This window comes from Streptomyces sp. NPDC020192 (assembly GCF_044388685.1).
In the GTDB taxonomy this organism is placed as follows: Bacteria; Actinomycetota; Actinomycetes; order Streptomycetales; family Streptomycetaceae; genus Streptomyces.
Window position 1 is genome coordinate 1 of the sequence record NZ_JBIRXG010000068.1, and the last position, 17,728, is coordinate 17,728.

General features: G+C 69.4%; 12 protein-coding genes and 1 pseudogene. 5 read left to right on the forward strand and 8 right to left on the reverse strand.

The window, feature by feature from the left end:
* The 5 genes from ACH47Z_RS45770 to ACH47Z_RS45790 all read left to right on the forward strand — a co-directional run.
* A partial coding sequence (locus ACH47Z_RS45770) for an SDR family oxidoreductase (protein ID WP_399086171.1) occupies positions 1-95 on the forward strand: 95 nt, incomplete at its 5' end.
* Complete coding sequence (locus ACH47Z_RS45775; protein WP_399086147.1) at positions 92-724, forward strand: bifunctional 4-hydroxy-2-oxoglutarate aldolase/2-dehydro-3-deoxy-phosphogluconate aldolase; 633 nt, start codon at positions 92-94, stop codon at positions 722-724. The genes ACH47Z_RS45770 and ACH47Z_RS45775, both read left to right, overlap by 4 nt.
* The gene (locus ACH47Z_RS45780; RefSeq protein ID WP_399086150.1) at positions 721-1,815 is read left to right on the forward strand and encodes a PfkB family carbohydrate kinase; all 1,095 of its coding nucleotides are present in this window, start codon (positions 721-723) and stop codon (positions 1,813-1,815) included. Before ACH47Z_RS45775 ends, ACH47Z_RS45780 begins: the two co-directional genes overlap by 4 nt.
* Positions 1,816-1,876: 61 nt before the next feature.
* Complete coding sequence (locus ACH47Z_RS45785) at positions 1,877-2,890, forward strand: aldo/keto reductase (RefSeq protein WP_399086174.1); 1,014 nt, start codon at positions 1,877-1,879, stop codon at positions 2,888-2,890.
* Positions 2,881-3,588 (forward strand): FadR/GntR family transcriptional regulator, encoded by a 708-nt coding sequence (locus ACH47Z_RS45790; RefSeq protein ID WP_399086153.1) that lies wholly within the window; start codon positions 2,881-2,883, stop codon positions 3,586-3,588. The genes ACH47Z_RS45785 and ACH47Z_RS45790 overlap by 10 nt, the downstream gene beginning before the upstream one ends.
* 276 nt (positions 3,589-3,864) lie before the next feature.
* Here ACH47Z_RS45790 and ACH47Z_RS45795 read toward each other — a convergent pair whose 3' ends face one another.
* From ACH47Z_RS45795 to ACH47Z_RS45830, 8 genes and pseudogenes are all read right to left on the reverse strand, one after another.
* The gene (locus ACH47Z_RS45795) at positions 3,865-5,169 is read right to left on the reverse strand and encodes an RICIN domain-containing protein (protein ID WP_399086177.1); all 1,305 of its coding nucleotides are present in this window, start codon (positions 5,167-5,169) and stop codon (positions 3,865-3,867) included.
* A 76-nt stretch (positions 5,170-5,245) separates the two neighbouring features.
* Entirely contained in the window at positions 5,246-7,228 is a 1,983-nt protein-coding gene (locus ACH47Z_RS45800) for an alpha-L-fucosidase (protein WP_399086156.1), read from the reverse strand.
* Positions 7,229-7,278: 50 nt separating this feature from the next.
* The gene (locus ACH47Z_RS45805; protein WP_399086159.1) at positions 7,279-9,687 is read right to left on the reverse strand and encodes a ricin-type beta-trefoil lectin domain protein; all 2,409 of its coding nucleotides are present in this window, start codon (positions 9,685-9,687) and stop codon (positions 7,279-7,281) included.
* A 56-nt stretch (positions 9,688-9,743) separates the two neighbouring features.
* The gene (locus tag ACH47Z_RS45810; protein ID WP_399086162.1) at positions 9,744-11,576 is read right to left on the reverse strand and encodes an RICIN domain-containing protein; all 1,833 of its coding nucleotides are present in this window, start codon (positions 11,574-11,576) and stop codon (positions 9,744-9,746) included.
* Between the two features lie 66 nt (positions 11,577-11,642).
* Positions 11,643-13,184 carry an arabinofuranosidase catalytic domain-containing protein gene (locus ACH47Z_RS45815; RefSeq protein ID WP_399086165.1) on the reverse strand — a complete coding sequence of 514 codons (1,542 nt, stop codon included), beginning with the start codon at positions 13,182-13,184 and terminating at the stop codon, positions 11,643-11,645.
* 71 nt (positions 13,185-13,255) lie between these two features.
* Complete coding sequence (locus ACH47Z_RS45820; protein WP_399086168.1) at positions 13,256-14,908, reverse strand: glycoside hydrolase family 27 protein; 1,653 nt, start codon at positions 14,906-14,908, stop codon at positions 13,256-13,258.
* A 43-nt stretch (positions 14,909-14,951) separates the two neighbouring features.
* Positions 14,952-16,364: an arabinofuranosidase catalytic domain-containing protein gene (locus ACH47Z_RS45825; RefSeq protein WP_399086180.1), complete on the reverse strand. Its 1,413-nt coding sequence runs from the start codon at positions 16,362-16,364 to the stop codon at positions 14,952-14,954.
* A 397-nt stretch (positions 16,365-16,761) separates the two neighbouring features.
* Positions 16,762-17,728 (reverse strand): annotated as a pseudogene (locus tag ACH47Z_RS45830) (endo-1,4-beta-xylanase); the annotation flags it as partial.

A 17,728-nucleotide genomic window follows, 5' to 3' on the forward strand; every position in this document is an offset into this window, starting at 1 on the left:
ACCTCGCGGGCGCCACGGTGTTCCTCGCCTCGGACGCCGCCGCCTACGTCCACGGCACCGTCCTGCCCGTCGACGGCGGATGGCTCGGCCGATGAGCGACACCGACCTGGCCTCCGTGCTGGACGGCGCCCGCGTCATGCCGGTGCTGACCGTGCCCTCCGCCGCGACCGCCGGCCCGCTGGCCGACGCGCTCGCGGCGGGCGACGCCCGGTGCGCCGAGGTCACCTTCCGCACCCCCGACGCCGAGCGGGTACTCAAGACGATGGCCGCCCACGGCGGGCTGACCGTCGGCGCCGGTACGGTCCTCACGCCCGAGCAGGCGGAGCGGGCCGTGGCGGCCGGGGCCCGTTTCGTCGTCTCGCCCGGCTTCGACGAGGCAGTCGTCGCCAAGTGCCGCGAGCTGAGGGTGCCCGTGGTGCCCGGCATCGCCTCCGCCACCGAGCTGATGCGCGCCCTGCGGGCCGGCCTGGACACCGTCAAGCTCTTCCCCGCCGAACCACTCGGCGGCATCCCGATGCTGCGCGCCCTCGCGGCCCCCTTCCCCCAGGCACGGTTCGTACCGACGGGCGGCATCGACGCACCGCGCCTGGCCGGCTACCTCACCCACCCGGCGGTCCTCGCCGTCGGCGGCAGCTGGATGGCCACCCCCGCCCACCTGGAGCGGGGCGACTACGAGGAGATCCGCCGGCTGACCGCCGAGGCCGTGCACGGGAGCGCGACGTGACCGACGTGGTGGCCCTCGGCGAGGTGATGCTCCGCTTCGACCCGGGCGAGGGCAGGATCCACACCGCCCGCACCTTCCAGGTCTGGGAAGGCGGCGGTGAGTACAACGTCGTCCGCGGACTGCGTCGCTGCTTCGGCCTGCCTACGGCCGTGGTGACCGCCCTGGCCGACAACCAGGTGGGGCGGCTGGTCGAGGACCTGATCCTCCAGGGTGGAGTCGCCACCTCCATGATCCGGTGGGTGCCCGCGGACGGCATCGGCCGCGGCGCGCGCAACGGCCTGAACTTCGTCGAGCGCGGCTTCGGCATCCGGGGCGCGCTGGGCGTCAGCGACCGCGCGGGCACAGCCGTCTCACAGCTGCGCAAGGGGGATGTCGACTGGGACGCGGTCTTCTCCTCGGGTCCGCGCTGGTTCCACACCGGCGGCATCTTCGCCGGTCTGTCGGAGACCACCGTGGACGTCGCGGACGAGGCCATGGCGGCCGCGCGGCGGCACGGTGTGACGGTCTCCTACGACCCCAACTACCGCCCCAGTCTCTGGGCCGGCCGGGGCGGCGCCAACGCCGCCCGCGAGGTCGACCTGCGGCTCGCCCGCCACGCCGACGTCGTCGTGGGCGCCCTGGGCCTGGCCGGACCGTACCCAGGGGCGCTGCGGGTCAGGGCGGACGAGGTGCAGGACGCGCTCGCAGAGGTCGCGGGACGCCTGCCCCAGGCCGAGGTGCTGGCGACGACCGTGCGCACGGTGCCCTCGGCCGGGGTGAACGACTGGTCCTCGGCAGCCTGGTCGGCCCGGACCGGCTGCGTGCGTGGCCCCGACATGCCCGGCCTGCACGTCCTGGACCGCATCGGCTCCGGCGACGCGTTCGCGGCCGGACTGATCTACGGACTGCTGACGGGCGACGGCGAGGAGCGCGGCTCGGCGGCTCACGCCAGGCCCGCGGCCAACCTCGATGCCGCCGGCCTGCAACGCGCTCTGGCCTACGGCACCGTCCACGGCGCACTGGCCATGACCACGCCCGGTGACGTCTCCATGGCCTCACTCGCCGACGTCGAGGCGCTCATGGCAGGTGGCTCGGCTGCCGTCAGACGATGACCGGCCCTCGGCCGCCGTACCGAACCGCACCACCGGAGGAGCAGAGTTGACACATCGGACCATGGGCCACCGGAAGATCACGAACACCCCCGTCGAGCTCACGGAACTCGGCTTCGGGGCCTCCGTGATCGGCAATCTCTACCGCGTCACCCCTGCTCACGACGCGCAGGCCGCGATCGAGGCGGCCTGGGAGGCCGGCATCCGGTACTTCGACACGGCACCGCACTACGGACTCGGTCTCTCCGAGCGACGCCTGGGAGCCGCCCTGCGGGACCGTCCACGCGACGCGTACGTCGTCTCCTCCAAGGTCGGCCGCCTGCTCGTCCCCAACGAGCAGCCGCGCGGCATCGACACCGAGGGCTTCGTGGTGCCGGACGACCTGCGCAGGCAGTGGGACTTCAGCCGTGACGGAGTGCTCCGCTCCATCGAGGCGACCTTGGAACGCACCGGCCTCGACCGCCTGGACGTCGTCTACCTGCACGACCCCGACGACCACTGGAGACAGGCCGCCGAGGAGGCCATGCCGGCCCTCGCGGACCTCCGCGACCAGGGGGTGATCGGCGCGATCGGCGCCGGCATGAACCAGTCGGCCATGCTGGCCCGCTTCCTGCGCGAGACCGCAGCCGACCTGGTCATGCTGGCCGGGCGCTACACACTCCTCGACCAGTCGGCCCTCGACGATGTCCTGCCCGCAGCGCGGGAACTCGGCAAGAGCGTCGTGGCGGTGGGCGTCTTCAACTCGGGGCTGCTCTCCCGCGACCGCCCCGCCGAGGGCATGAAGTACGACTACCAGGACGCCCCGCCTGCCCTGGTAGCCCGCGCTCGGGCGATCGCCGAGGTCTGCGCGGCGCACGGCACGACCCTGCCCGCCGCCGCGATCGCCTTCCCGCGCACCCATCCCAGTATCATCAACATCACCCTCGGTGTGCGGAACGCGGAGCAGGTTGCACGAAACGTGGAACTCCACGATCAGCGGATCCCTGAAGATCTCTGGGATGATCTCCGTGCCCGAGGACTGATCAGGTCGGACGTGCCCACGGCGGACGATCCTGGAAGGAGTTCGCAGTGTCTCTGACGGACAAGGCCATAGCGCAGATCCGCGAGCTGATCCGCACCGGTGCGCTGCCTCCGGGCTCCAAGCTGCCGCCGGAGCCGGACCTGGCAGCCCAGCTGGGTCTGTCCCGCAACCTGGCCCGTGAGGCGGTCAAGGCGCTGGCCGTCGCGCGGGTTCTGGAGGTCCGGCGGGGTGACGGCACGTACGTGACCAGCTTGCAGCCGAGCCTGCTCCTGGAAGGGCTCGGCGGAGCGGTGGAACTGCTGCAGGGCGACTCCGCCGCCCTGCAGGACCTCATGGAGGTGCGGCGTCTCCTCGAACCGGTCGCCACCGCCCTGGCCGCCACCCGGATCTCCGACGAGCAGCTTGCCGAGGTCAAGCGGCACCTGGACGCCATGCGTGAGGCCCGCGACGACGTCGAGCAGCTCAACATCCACGACGCCGCCTTCCACCGCGCCGTCATCACGGCCACGGGCAACGAGACCCTGCTCACCCTCCTCGAGGGCATCTCCGGCCGCACTCTGCGCGCCCGCATCTGGCGCGGCCTGGTCGACACCCAGGCCGCGGGCCGGACTCTCGCCGAGCACGAGGCGATCTTCCATGCCCTGTCCACCCGCGACGGCTCCCTCAGCCAGGCCGCCGCACTGCTGCACGTGAGCAACACCGAACAGTGGCTCAGAGAACACCTGCGCTCCGGCGAGGCCCCTCCCCTTCGGTAGACGTCGATGACGCGCGGGCCGAGCGTGCCGCCCGGCAGCGGACGGAGGCCTGCGCCGGACCTCTTCCGGCGGGTCCGACGCAGGTGGCCCAGCAGGTACCGGAGCTGGTCGCGCACATGGTGTACCTGACCGCGTTCATGCCGGCCTTGGGCGTCCGGGTCCTGAAGTCCAGGACGGCGATGACGGCGACCAGGGCGCAGGTGCTGCCTGACGCCCCGCCCGTGTGGACGTCATCCGGGGCCAGGCAGGCATGGCGCCCTGCCTGGCCCCGGCGTGTCAGTTCTCCAGGCGCCAGCGCTGGTTCGCACCGCCCGTGCAGTTCCACAGCTGGACTTTCGTTCCGTTCGCGGTCTGCTGGCCGTTGGCGTCCAGACAGAGCCCCGACTGTGCTGCGGTGATCGTGCCGTCGGGATTGATGTTCCATTGCTGGTCCGGCTGCCCGGTGCAGTCCCAGATCGCCGCCGGGGTGCCGTTGCCCGCGGACTGGCCGACGCCCAGGCACTTGTTGCCGTAGACCATGAGCTGCTTTCCGGTGGTGTGGGTCCACCGTTGGTTGGAGCCGCCGTTGCACTCCCACAGTTGTGCCTGCGTGCCGTTGGCCGTCGTGGAGTTGTTGATGTCGAGGCAGCGCCCCGACTGCTGGCCGACGATCTCCTGGTTACCTGAGGGCGGCGGCGGTGGCGGCGGATTCGAGCCGAACTGGGTGAAGAACTGCCACACCGCTGCCGACGTCCAGGTGCGCCAGCCGTCGCCGGTGGAACCGTCTATGGGACCGGGGTCATGGCCCGCCCCGTCGAACGCGGCCCAGACGACGGGGTATCCGGACCTGCATCCGGAGTAGGTGGTGATGATGTGCGTCAGGCTTCCGTAGGCCGGCTCGGGCGGGTTCTGTGGGGTGCAGCCGTTGGTCCGGACGAAGGTGTCGCGCAGGTCTCGTCCCGACTGGATGGGCAGCACGTTGTCCCTGAGGCCGTGCAGTCCCATGTAGGCGATGGGCTGGTTGCCGCCGTTGCACCCGCTGAGGTTCGCGCCGGAGTAGACCGCGACCGCGCGGAAGACCGTCGCCCGGGAGCAGGCGAGGGCGTAGGACATGGCACCGCCGTAGCTGAAGCCCGCGGAGAACAACTGGGTGGTGTCGACGCACAGACCTGCTTCGATCTGGCTGACCATGGCGTCGACGAAGGCCACGTCCTGGCCGCCGGGGTTGGCCCAGCCGTTGCCGTTGCCCTGGGGGGCGACGAAGATCGTGCTGTTGTTCGCGTTGTCTGCCAGGCGCCTCAGTCCGTAGTAGGACCAGTTGTACCCGTCCGTACCGCCCGAGTCGACGTCGCCCGCCGTGCCGCCCCGCCAGTGGAAACCGAAGATCAGCCGGTAGGGGTGGTTGCTGTCGTAGCCGGCGGGGACCCGCAGGATGTAGCTGCGTGTCTGGCCACCGCTCTGGATCGTGTGGGTGCCACTCGTCAGCGTTGGGGCCTTGCCGCAGCCGGCCGTGGCCGTTGCCGACGGGCGTGCGCCGAGGCCGCTGCTGAACGAGGTGCCCGCAGCTGACAGGACGAGAAGTATCGCAGCCGCGATGGACATGAGGAGCGGTTTGCGTTTCATGCACTCCCTCTTCCGTGGTGGGGGGTTGACTGGAAGCGTGGGTCGACGGGGCGGTTCAGACGCCGGTGATGGTCCACTCGTTGTTGGTGCTGGAGTTCGGCGTCCACAGCACCGCGGTCGAGCCCACCGTGGTGCTGCCGCTGCCGTCGAGCGCGGTGCCGGTGCCCCGGTTGACGATCTGGTAACGGCCGCCGCCGAGGCTGGTGAGCGACCACTGCTGGTTGTTGCCGCCGTTCCAGACCTCCTGCCGGGCGGGAGCGCCGTTGGCGGAGTTGCCCCAGCTGTCGGCGGCCATGCCGTTGGTGCGGTTCATGATGCGGTAGTAGCCGTTGCCGAGGTCGATCAGCTGCCACTGCAGGTTGGCGCTGCCGTCGTAGTTCCACTGCTTGAGGTTGGAGCCGGACGCCACGTTTCCCCCGCTGTCGAGCACCAGCCCGCTGGTCACGTTGGCGATCTTCACCCAGGTCGTGGAGCCGCCCGGTGCGCCCAGGACGGGGATCTCACCGGAGAAGGTCAGCTTGACCGTGTACGCCAGGGCGCTGAACGGCGGGTTGGCCGAGGGCATGGCCAGGTGCAGGCCGGAGGCGTCCTGGCTCGGGGCGGGCAGGTTGACGTAGGTGCCGGCGGCGTTGTTGAGCAGTTGGGCGCTGGTCAGGCTGCTGAGGTTGATCTGGTTGGAGTTCAGCGTGGTGATGGTCATGGTCGCGCCCTGCCAGCCCAACGCGGTGACGTAGAGGACCTTGTTGTCCTGGCTGCGGGTGAACCGGATGTCCTGCGGTTTGCCGGCCACAGGTCCGCTGAACGAGCCTCCGCCCATCTTGGTGGGGCCCTCGCCGTAACTGGTCCAGGAGCGGGTGCCGTAGACCGCCTCTCCGAAGCGGCCGAGCCAGTCGCCCATGCCGAGCAGGATCGACTGCTGCCCGGAGGGGATGGTGCCGTCGGCCATCGGGGCGATGTTCAGCAGCATGGTGCCGCCCTTGCTGACCCGGTCGATCAGCGAATGAAGCAGTGCCTGCGTCGAGTAGTAGCCGATGCCGACCGTGTAGCACCAGCTGGAGGAGGAGATGCTGTCGTCGGTCAGCCAGAACGGAGTGAGCAGCCCTGCCGGGCCGCCGCGCTCGAAGTCGAAGACCTCACCCTTGTTGTCGAGGCCGTCCTTGTAGGTCGCGACGACGTCCTTGTTCCAGGCGACGGCCCGGTTGTAGTAGTACGCGAGGAACTGGAGCCGGTCCGATTCCTGTACCAGGTTGAGGTCGAAGTCCTGCCAGATCAGGTCGGGTTGGTAGCCGTCGACGACCTCGACCAGCTTGTCGTACCAGAGCTGGTTCTCGGCGGCCGAGCCCTGCTGGCCGAAGAGGATGCGCAGGGTCGGGTCCGACTGGTTCGGCACGTGGTCGTAGAAGCCGTTGAAGTGGTAGGCGTGGTGGAGGGAGGCCATGAACTTCAGGCCCTGCCCGCGGATGGCCTGTGCGTGCAGGCCGACGAGGTCGAGCTTGGGGCCGTGCCGGACCGAGTTCCACGGGTTGGCGCGGCTGTTCCACATGGAGAAGCCGTCGTGGTGCTCGGCAACCGGGCCCGCGAACCTGGCGCCCGCGGCCTTGAACAGCCGGGCCCAGGCTTCCGGGTCCCAACTACCGCCCTGCGATGCCAGTTTGGGGGCGAACTGCACGAAGTTGCCGGCCTTGTCAGGGGCTCCGTCGATGAAGTTGTTGTACGGCCACACCGAGGGGTCGCCGTAGGTGGCGATGTGGTGCTTGTTCTCGTTCGAGCCGCCGATGTACATGTTGCGCGGATACCACTCGTTGCCGAACGCGGGGACGCTGAAGACGCCCCAGTGGTAGTAGATGCCGAACTTGGCGTCCTTGAACCAGGCCGCGGCCGGGGGGTGCTGGTCGACGGAGGACCAGCTCGCGGTGTAGCTCGCGGGGCCGTCGGTCGCGGCGGCCTCGGGGGCGAACCGCAGCAGGCCGAAGGCCGTCATCGCGCCAGTCGCCGCCAGCAGCCGGCGCCGGCTGATCGGGAGGGGGGAGGAGGTCATGCGGAGCCTCTCAAAGTCATCGACGGGGTGTGATCTCGGGCGTCACCGGATCAGTTGCGCGTCCACTTCTGGTTACCGCCCCCGGTGCAGGTCCACAGCTCCAGCAGGGTGCCGTTGGCTGTTCCCGCTCCGGTGGCGTCCAGGCACAGGCCGGACTGGGCACCGGTGATCGTGCCGTCGGCGTTGAGCGTCCACTTCTGGTTGCTGCCACCGTCACAGGTCCAGATGTCGACCTTGGTGCCGGGGCTGGTGCCGCTCCCCGAGGCGTCCAGACAGGCGCTGCCGTAGACCCGCAGTTCACCGGCGGAAGTGCTGGTCCACTGCTGGTTGCTGCCGCCGTTGCAGTCCCACAGCTCCACCTGGGTGCCGGATGTCTGCGACTGGTTCGGTACGTCCACGCACCGGCCGGAGCCGGCCCCGACGATCGTGGCGGTCGTGCCACCGCCGGTTCCGCCGCTGCCGGGGGTGAGGGACAGGTTGTCGAACTGTGCCGTCTCGCCCTGGCTGGTCGCGTAGCCGACCTGTCCGCCGGCCCAGGTGCGGTCGTTAACGGAACCGACCGTGGAACCGTCGATGACGGCGGTGAGAGTGGTGCCCGAGAAGGTGAGCGCCACGCTGTGCCACCGGTTGGTGCCCAGCGCCGTGGTCGTGCCGTGGGCGAGGGTGGAGACGCTGCCGTTGGTGTTGGAGTTCAGGATCGACCAGGCTCCGGTGTCGCTCACCCGCAGGTGGTAGGCGTTCAGTTGGCCGGTGCTGCCGTAGTCCTGCCCGTTCGCGCGGCCGATCAGCTCGGCGTATCCCGGCTGTTCGAGCAGCACGTCGGACGAGACGGTGTAGTTGCTCCAGCTCACATCACCGAGCAGGGCGTGCGGATCGGACAGCGCGTCCCAGGTGATCGGTTTCTGCGGGCTCATCTGGCGCACGCACTGGCCGCTGCGGCCGCCGCCGCAGCCCGTCACCTCGAAGGCGCCCTGCCAGTCCATGAGGTACTTCGCCTCGGTGCCGGTGGCGTAGCCGTCGAAGGAGTCGCTGTATGGCAGGCTCATCGTGCCCTGGGCGGGGCCGGTGGCGGTGCCCTTGCCCTGGCCGGTCGTGGTGGTCAGCGTGTAGACGCGGTGGGGCTGCACGGTCAGGCTGAAGCCGCCGCCCGACGGCGTGATGTCCGTGGCGTGCACGAAGTAGTCGGCCGGATTGCCGGAGTCGACGTCGGTCGACCAGACGTGGACGGTTCCGGTGGACAGCCCTCCGGTGACGTTGAAGTTCAGCGTCTGAGCGCTGCCGGCGTCCATCGTCTCGATGACCGTGGAGTAGTCGGAGTTGTTCACGGACTTCAGCGACACGTAGCTGCCGTTGTTCCGGTTTCCACCGATGTAGCCGCTGGAGGCGTCGAGGTACTGCCATCCTGGCGCGGTGAACTGGCTGGTGTGCGCCATCACCCAGGTGTTCTTGCCGATCGCGTAATGCCCGGACCACGGCTGCGAGGCGAGGGCGAGACCCATGGTGGGGTAGGGCAGGTTCGGGGTGATCGCGGCGACCACAGGCCAGTTGAGATACGCGGTCATGCGGCCGTCGATGTATCCGCGGTTGATGCCGCGGGCCACGGCCGGGGCTCCCGCGTTGTAGTCGTCCGAGCCGTTCTCGCTGGCCCACAGCTGCTTGCCGGACGACGTGGCGGCCGACGGCACCGAGCAGGTGGACTGGGAGGAGCGGTAGCCACAGGGGTAGTGCGTGCCGATGATGTTCACCGCGGCGGCGAACGCCGGGTTGGAGTCGACGTCGTTGGCCACGGACCAGTCCGAGTCGGCCGCGACGATCTTGACGCTGCCGTAGCCGTTGCTGTTGAGAGCGCTGCGCAGTTGCTCGTACCAGGAGACGTTGTAGCCTCGCTCGTTCCAGCCGCCGAGGTAGTCGATACCGAGCCCGTGCTGTTTGGCGCAACCCAGCCACGAGAGCAGGTAGTTGATCATGTCGGTGGACCAGAAGTTCCCGCCCCCGATCCAGCCGGGCGCTCCCCAGGCGAGCCCGTACAGCTTGATGTTCGGGTTGCGGGCTTTGGCCTGCTCCATCAGCCACCATTCGTAGCCCCGGTCGCAGTTGAGGTCGGAGCGGGTGTGCTGGTGACTGGGCTCGGCTCCCGAGGTGGAGTTGGTGTCCCCGCCGATCTCGGCCTTGAGGATCTGCAGGGAGGCGCCGTAGCCGGGCCGGAAGAGGTAGTCGAGGATCTGGCCGCGCTGGGGTTCGGGGTAGTCGATCAGTAGTCTGCTGTTGCCGCCTCCGCCGCTGATCGCGCCGACGCCGTCGAAGGTCCGGCCGCCGGAGGTGCCGTTGATGGTGATGGAGGTGGCGGCTTGGGCGGGAGCGGCGGTAGTGCCCACGAGGCCGCCGACGGCCAGGATGAGGCCCGTGAGCACGGCTGTCGAGGCGCGCAGGCGCCGCAGCAGCCGTCTGAGTGCTGACACGGTGGGTTCCTTTCGCAGGTCTGAGGTGTCCACGGCCGGTGCGGTCGGCGGACGGTTCAGCGGACGGCGAAGTCCTGGTTGGTGCCCGGCGCGTTCTTGCACTGCCACTGGTCCAGTTGCTGTCCCGCGTTGCTGCCGGCGCCGTAGACGTCCAGGCACAGGCCGCTGTTGCGGTTCTGGAACGCATACGAGCCGTCGGACTGGCGCATGGGCAGCCACAGGCCGTTGGCCGCTGTGCCGGGGGCCTGTTGAACGATGTCCGGGGAGCCGGCCGCCGTGGAGCTGCCGGCGACCGCCACGTCCTGGCCGGAGCCCTGGGCCCGCAGTTCGCCGTAGCCGTCCGAGGCCGGCACGAACTGGAACTGCTGGTTGCCCTGCCCGTTGCACGTCCACTGGTCGATCGCGGCACCCGCGCTGCCGGAGTTGCCGTACACGTCCAGGCACAAGTTGTCGCCGGCGACCACGAGTTGGTGGTAGCCGTCAGGGAAGCCCCCGCCGCCGGACGAGGCCGGGGTGAGATAGAGGGCGAACGCGTCGTGGGAGCCCTGGAAGGTGAACGGCACGGTGATCGAGCCGCTCGAGGCGCTCACGTTCTGGTCGTACACGGTCTGTGGCGCACTGAGCGGCGCCTGGTCCGGGATGCGGTGGACGGTGACGTGCACGCTGCCGGCGTTCGTCAGCCAGGGTACGGACGACAGCCCGGTGAAGGTCACGGACGCGGCGCCGGTGTAGCCGTTCGAGTCACCGACGACGGCCACCGCACGTTTGGCGGCGGAGTCCTCGGCGGCTGCGATCGCCGTCGAGCCGACCTGGCCGGAGGTGTCGACGAGGGTGCCGGTCATGTCGGCGTAGTCGCGAAGGGCCCACCAGTTGCCGGTCGGCTGCCAGCTGCCCCCGCTCTGGGTGAGGACACCTGTCAGGTTGGGGGTGACGCAGCACACCCAGTTGCCGCGCATCGCGTTGGTGTAGCCGGACTGCGCGAACCGTGCCAGGTACCAGGCCGTCACCCCGGCGGTCTGCCGGTCGGCCGGCTGGTATTCGTTCGAGGACAGCGGCAACGGGCCGATGCCCGCCGAGCTCAGGGCGTTGCGGAGGCTCTGCGCGACGGTGACCGGGTCGTCGACGTCGCCCTCGTTGTGGTTGGTGATCATGTCCGGAACTGTCCCGGCCGCCTTGACGTGCGCGAGCCAGGCCTGCCATTCACCGGGGTTGCGCTGCGGGGTGAAGGCGAGGGACGGCCCCACGATCTGCGCCCCTGGGGCGATGCGCCGGATCTCCCGGTAGGCGGTGTCCCACATCTGGAAGTACTGCGCGCTGTTGACACCCCGGGTCCAGAACACGGAGATGTCCGGCTCGTTCCAGATGTCGTAGGCGAACGTCAGCCCCGAGGCCTGCAGCGCTCCCACCGTGGAGTCGATGAAGTTGATCCAGTTGGAGCAGTTGCCGTTGTCGCAGGGGTACGTCGTGTTCGACGGCTGGCCGCCGTTCGCGCCGTAGATGTCGCTGACCAGCACCTGGTACTGCGCGTGGTACGGCGGCCGGGTGAGCCGTTTCGCCTGCGCGATGATCGAGTCGACGTCGGCCCGGGTGGCCGAGCCGTACTGGTAGCCGTCCTTGATCCAGCCGCCGGAGAACCATCCGCCGCCGCGGAACGCGTTGATCCCCAGCTGCTGGAGGAACTGGTCCGGCGGCTGGCTGCCGTCTTCGCTGATGCCGTAGAGGAACCCCTCGCCCACACCGGTCGACGGTCCCCGGGTCGACGCCACGTTGACGCTCAGCGCTGTGCCGGAAGCGGCCTGGCTCGGGGCCGTCGACAGCAGCGGCAGCACGAGTGCCAGGACGATGCCCGCCAGCAGTGCCAGACGGCCGGGTCTCGCTCTCGTCCTCATCCGATCCTCCTGAGTCGGGGCGGCGTTGGGATGCCGCCCCGGAGTCGAGCGGGCGTGCCTCACCGGTCAGCTCAGCGACCATTGCTGGTTGGTTTGGCCGTTGCAGGTCCACAGCTCCACGGGGGTGCCGTTGGCGGTGGCGGCGCCCGTCACGTCCAGGCACAGCCCGGACTGGGTGCTGGTGACGGTGCCGTTCGCGTTGAGCGTCCACTGCTGGTTGGGTTGGCCGTTACAGGTCCAGGCGATGACCTTGGTGCCGGGGCTGGTGCCCTGCCCGGAGGCGTCCAGACACAGGCGGCTGCCGCCGGAGGAGACGGTCAGCTCGTGAGAGGCACTCTGGGACCAGGTCTGGTTCACCGCGCCGGTGCAGTCCCGGATCTGCGTCTGCGTACCCGTCGTCGTGGACCCGCCCGGCACCTCCAGACACTTTCCCGCACCCACCGCACGCAGCGCGCCCGTCGTACCGCCGCCGCTGCCCGTCCCGTAGCCGGCGGCGGTGATGCTGGCCTGGACGGCGTTCTCGGTGGCGTCGGAGGGGTAGCCCGCCGTCATCGCGCCTTCGAAGAACTCGCCTTGTCCCGAGGGGCTGTTGTCGCCGCCGGTGCCGAGCAGAACGGAACTGTCGACCTTCATCGGCGAGTAGCCGTTCGGCAGGGGGCCGGAGAAGGTGGTGGTCAGCCCGCCGCTGGCACCGTTGCCGTACTTGAGCGTGAAGTTGCTGGTGCCGTTGTTCTTCAGCCAGGCGCTGACGAACGGGTAGTGCACGCCCTGGTTGTTCGGGTCTTTGTTGGAGCCGGTGTTGGTGTGGAACATGCCGTTCTCGAGGTCGGCCTCGACCCACGGGCCGCTGCCGGTGCAGCCGCCGAACCAGCAGGCGTTGCCCCAGTAGATGGCGTTCATGGTGGCGTTGCCGGTGTCGGTGTGGGAGTTCTCGCCGCTTCCGTAGTCGAAGCAGCACCACTGGTTCGTGTAGTTCGACGAGGTCACCATGTAGATGCCTTCGGGCTGGGAGCCGGTGGCCACGCCGCTCGCGTGGTCGATCCGGTAACCGACGCCAGGGGTGACCTTGACGCCGAAGACCTGGTGGCCGGCCGCGGTCACCGGCAGGGCCATGGCGTCCGCTCCTACATCGGCCCCGTTGGGACCGGGACCCTTCCAGTAGCCGCCCCAGGAGATCGGCAGGTCGTTGTGTCTGGCGGTCTGGTCGTAGATCTTCGTGATCGTGCACGATGTGCCCGCGCAGAACGACACCTGGGACGCGCCGTCGGCGTACCCGCCCGCGCCGAGCACCCCGATGTCGCGGTAGCTGTGGTCGGACGACCGCTGGATCTGGTAGAGCGGCCCGTTGTACGAGGCGAAGAGCGCCCTCGTCGTGGAGTGCGCGGTCACGCACGGCGTTCCGCCTGCGGCATAGATGTCGCAGGGAAGCGACGCGTCGGCCGCGGAGGCGTTCGCCCGCGGGGCGGCATGGTGGACCGCGGCCGGTGTGCCGGTCCGCGGGGATGTGGCGAAGGCCGGTGTGCCCAACGCGGCCAGGGCCATCGCCAGGGCGATCAGGAGCACGGCCGGAAATCGCCTTTGCCGGCGATCTGTTGCTGATCCGGGCATGGAGACCTCCTCTGTGGCGGTGCCGCCGCGCCGGCGGCACCGAAGCTGCCCGTGGCCGAGGGAGAGGCGGATCATCCCAGCGTCCACCGCTGGCCGCTGGTGCCGTTGCAGGTCCACAGTTCGGCGAGGGTGCCGTCAGCCGTGGCCCCTCCGGTGACGTCCAGGCACAGGCCGGACTGGACGCCGGTGATCGTGCCGTTGGAGTTCAGCGACCACTGCTGGTTGCTCTGGCCGTTGCATGGCCAGATCTCCACCTTCGTTCCCGGTGTGGTCTGGTTGTTGTAGGCGTCCAGGCACATCTGACCACTGCCGGAGTAGACCGTGAGCTGGTCGGAGGCGGTGTGGGTCCAGGTCTGGTTGGCGCCGCCGTTGCAGCTCCAGATCTCCACCTGGGTGCCGGCGGTCGTGGTGGAGTTCGGCACGTCCAGGCACTTGCCCGCGCCGGCCGCGTGCAGCTCACCGGTCACGCCGGTGCCTCCGCCGCCGCTGGTGCCGCCCGCGACCCGGTACATCACCGTGCCGTGCGCCGGTACCGAGGCGCTGATCGTGCCGGAGGTGGTCGAGGACGCGCCCGACCAAAGGTCGGTCAGGGTGTAGGCGGACGCCCCGGTCTTTCCGATCGCCGGCGCGGTGGTGGTGATGGTCGCCGTGGAGCCGGTCTCGTTGAACAGCGCCACCGACACATCCCCGTTGGCGAGCGGCTTGGCCAGTACGTCAAGGCCGCCCGAGGAGGACACCATGGTGCCCTGTTTGCCGAGCGAGTCCTGGTCGACCGCGATCACCCGGGAGTTGGTCAGGACGGACAAGGTGTCGGAACTGGCCGAGGGGATGTTGGTGCCCGCGATCAGCGGCGCGGCCATCTCCGCCCACAGACTGAACTCACTGCGGCTCTCGGTGGCCGTCATCGAGCCGTTGCCGACCTCCAGCATGTCCGGGTCGTTCCAGTGGCCGGGTCCGGCGTAGGAGGCCAGTCCGACGTTGCTGTGGAAGATCGACAGCATGCTGGAGAAGGTCGGGCTGATGTCGCCGGTGGTGCGCCAGCTGTTGCCCACGTCCGCGCCCCAGGTCCACACGTTCTCCTGGCCCCAGTTGCACAGGCTGAACAGGATCGGCCGGCCGGTGGCCGCCAGGGCATCTCGCATCGCGGTGTACCGGGTCCGCGCCGGCACGCCGGTGTTGTTGCAGTTGTCGTACTTCAGGTAGTCCACACCCCACGACGCGAACGACTGCGCGTCCGTGGCCTCATGCCCCAGGCTCCCCGGGTATCCCGCGCAGGTCGCGGTACCCGCGTCCTCGTAGATCCCCAGCTTCAGCCCCAGCGAGTGCACGTAATCGGCGGTGCCCTTGATGCCGTCGGGGAACTTGGCCAAGTCCGGCACCAGGTGGCCGCCGGAGTCGCGGTTGTGGGTCATCCAGCAGTCGTCGATGTTGACGAACGAATAGCCCGCCGCCTGCATGCCGTTGGTGTGCATCGCCTGGGCCGTGGCCTTGATCAGCGACTCGGAGACGTTACAGCCGTACGCGTTCCAGTCGTTGAAGCCCATCTGCGGGGTCGGAGCGAGCCCGTTGCCGAGCGCCGCGGCGGGCTGCGCCATACCGAGGGAAAGCAGGGGGGCGGCCATGGTGAGCAGCAGGGCCGAGAACGTGAGCGCCAGGGTTCTGCGCAGGGACAGCAGCGGGGGCAGTGGCCGAAAACGCCTGGCTCCTGCAGTGGTTATGGGCATAAGTCATCGACTCCTGGGGCGAGTTGGGGAAGCAGAAAGGCGTTCAGCGGTAGCCGGCGGCAGTGATGTTGGACTGCACCGCGTTGTCGGTCGCGTCGGAGGGGTAGCCGGCGACCATGGCTCCCTCGTAGAAGGTGCCGGCGCTCAGGTTGGCCCCGCCGCCGGGTTTGCAGCAGTCGCCGCCGCTGCCCAGGACGATGGCCCCTTGTTTCTTCATGGGGCTGTATCCGCCGGGGAGCCCGCCGTCCCAGAGGGTGGTCAGGCCGCCGGACTGCGCGTTGCCGCCCTTGAGGGCGAACCTCGATGTGCCGTTGTTCTTCAGCATCGCGGTGACGAACGTGCCCGGAAACGCCCGCTGGTTGGTGTTCCAGGACTGGCTGCCGCCGGAGTACAGGCCCCATTCGAGGTCGGCCTGCACCCAGGGACCGCTGCCGGAGCAGCCGCCGAACCAGCACTCGGTGCCGAAGTTGATCGCGTCCATCGCTCCGGCGGCGTCGGCCTTCCGGTCCGTCTCGCTGTTGCCGTAGTCGAAGCAGCAGCCGCCGTTGACATGGGTGCCGCTGGTCACCATGTACGCCCCTTCGGGTGCGGCACCGGTCGGCACGCCCGTCAGGTGACCGTCCCGCCAGTAGCTGTTCCCGGGGTTGATGTGGAGCGAGTACGCCTTGGTACCGCCGACGGTCAGCGACTCCGAGGTCGCCTTCGCTGGGCTGCTCTGACTCGATCCCGGAACCTGGGCCGAGCCCTGGTACCACAGGTCGTTGCCGTGTCCGGACTGGTCGCGGACGACCGTGACCACGCATGTGGTGCCCGCGCAGAACGAGTCCTGCGCCGAGGCGTCGGCGAAACCTCCGGGCGCCAGCACGCCGATGTCCCGCGTCGCGTTGTCCGAGGCGCGCCTGACCTGGTACAGGGAGCCGTCGTACGAACCGTAGAGCGCCCGCACCGTGCTGTGCGCGGCCACGCACGGCGTACCGCCCGCGGCGTAGATGTCGCACGGGCCTGACCCGTTGGGCGGAGGCGGAGGTTTCGAGGCGGTCCACTTCTGGTTGCTCTGGCCGTTGCAGGTCCACAGGATGACCGCGGTGCCGTTGGCCGTGCCCGCCCCGCTGACGTCCAGGCAGAATCCGGACGCGACACCGGTGACGGACCCTTCGGAGTTCTGTCGCCACACCTGGGTCGGCCGCCCGTCGCACGACCGGATGACCACCGGAGCTCCGGGAGCCGTCCGGTTGTCGTAGGCGTCCACACACCGGGTGCCGTTCATCGTCCTCAGCTCACCCGCCGCCGTGAACTCGAACGCCTGGTTGACCTGGTCGTTGCAGTCCCAGATCTCCAGCGCCGTGCCCGACGTGTCGATGTTGCCCCTGACGTCCAGGCATCGCCCCGACGCCGAGCTCACCAGGGGTGCCGCTGACGCCGGCGCCGACCAGGTCGGTGCGGATGCCAGCAGCATGGCCAGCAGTGCCGTCACGCATACGGCTGCGGCCGCCGGTAAGTGCGGGACACGGCCCGTGGGACGGCAGGGCGGAGCGGATAGAGGCTGCATTCTGTGTCCTCGGATCTGCGGGGGAAAGGGGACGGAGAGTGCCGTGCCTGTCCGAAGGTGCTCGGGAGGGGTGTCGACCGCTCCCGTCAGCGCGCACTGGAGCGCCCACAGGGAACACTCAGACATCCCATGACGCATAGTGATCCCACAGCCCCATGTCCCTGTCAATAGACCTGTCTTGGCGATTCAAGGCGTAATCCATCCCATGTTTTGGCCCTGGTCAGGCGGTTGTGAGGGCATGCCGAAACCCGCGTCCGGCGACGGCCGCCGTGCCGGACGCGGGTGTTGGTCCCCGATCACCTCACCTGAGGGTCCAGTGCTGGTTGGCGCCGCCGTTGGAGTCCCAGACCTGGGCGGGGCTCCCGTTGGCGCTCTGTCCGGCCGGAACCTCCAGCGCCCGACCGGAGGCCACGTTGATCAGGGTGTACGAACTGTCGCCGTTCTGGGTGGCACGCCAATGCTGGTTCGCACCGCCGTTGTTGTCCCAGATCGTCAGGCGCGTGCCGTTGCCGGTCTGGCCACCTGGCTCGTCCAGCACCCGCCCACTGGCGATGTTGGTCAGCGTGTACGAGCCGTCGCTGTTCTGGTTCGCCCGCCACTGCTGGTTCGCGGCGCTCCCGTTGGCGTCCCATACCTGCACCGGCGTGCCGTTCCCGGTCTGCCCGCTCGGCACGTCCAGCACCCGCCCCGCGGAGGCCACGCTCACCTGGTACACCTGGCCCGAGACGATGCCGCCGCCCGGGTTCCCGGTGCCGCCGCCCAGCGCGGACAGGACCGCGCCGTAGGCGGGCTTCTTGTTGCCGTTGTTGTCGAACAGCAGCGGGTTCTCGCCGCTGCGCCAGGAGTCGCTGTCCCGGATGCCCCACACGGTGATACCGGTGCAACGCGCGACGTTCATGCACGCCTTGACGGTGTTCGCGTAGGCGCTTGCCGGCGCCTGCGCGATGTCCAGCTCGGTTATCTGTACGTCGACGCCGAGCGCGGCGAAGTTGGACAGGGTGGTCTGGAAGCTTGCGGGCGGGCCGCCGGTGCCGAAGTGGGACTGGAAGCCGACGCAGTCGATGGGCACGCCCCGGGACTTGAAGTCGCGCACCATGTTGTAGACGCCCTGGGTCTTGGCGTCGGACCAGTTCTCGATGTTGTAGTCGTTGTAGCAGAGCTTGGCCGCCGGGTCGACGTTCCGGGCGGTGCGGAACGCCTCCTCGATGAAGCCGTTGCCCAGCACGTCCTGGAAGACCGAGCTGCGGTGCTGACCGCTGCCGCCGTCGGCG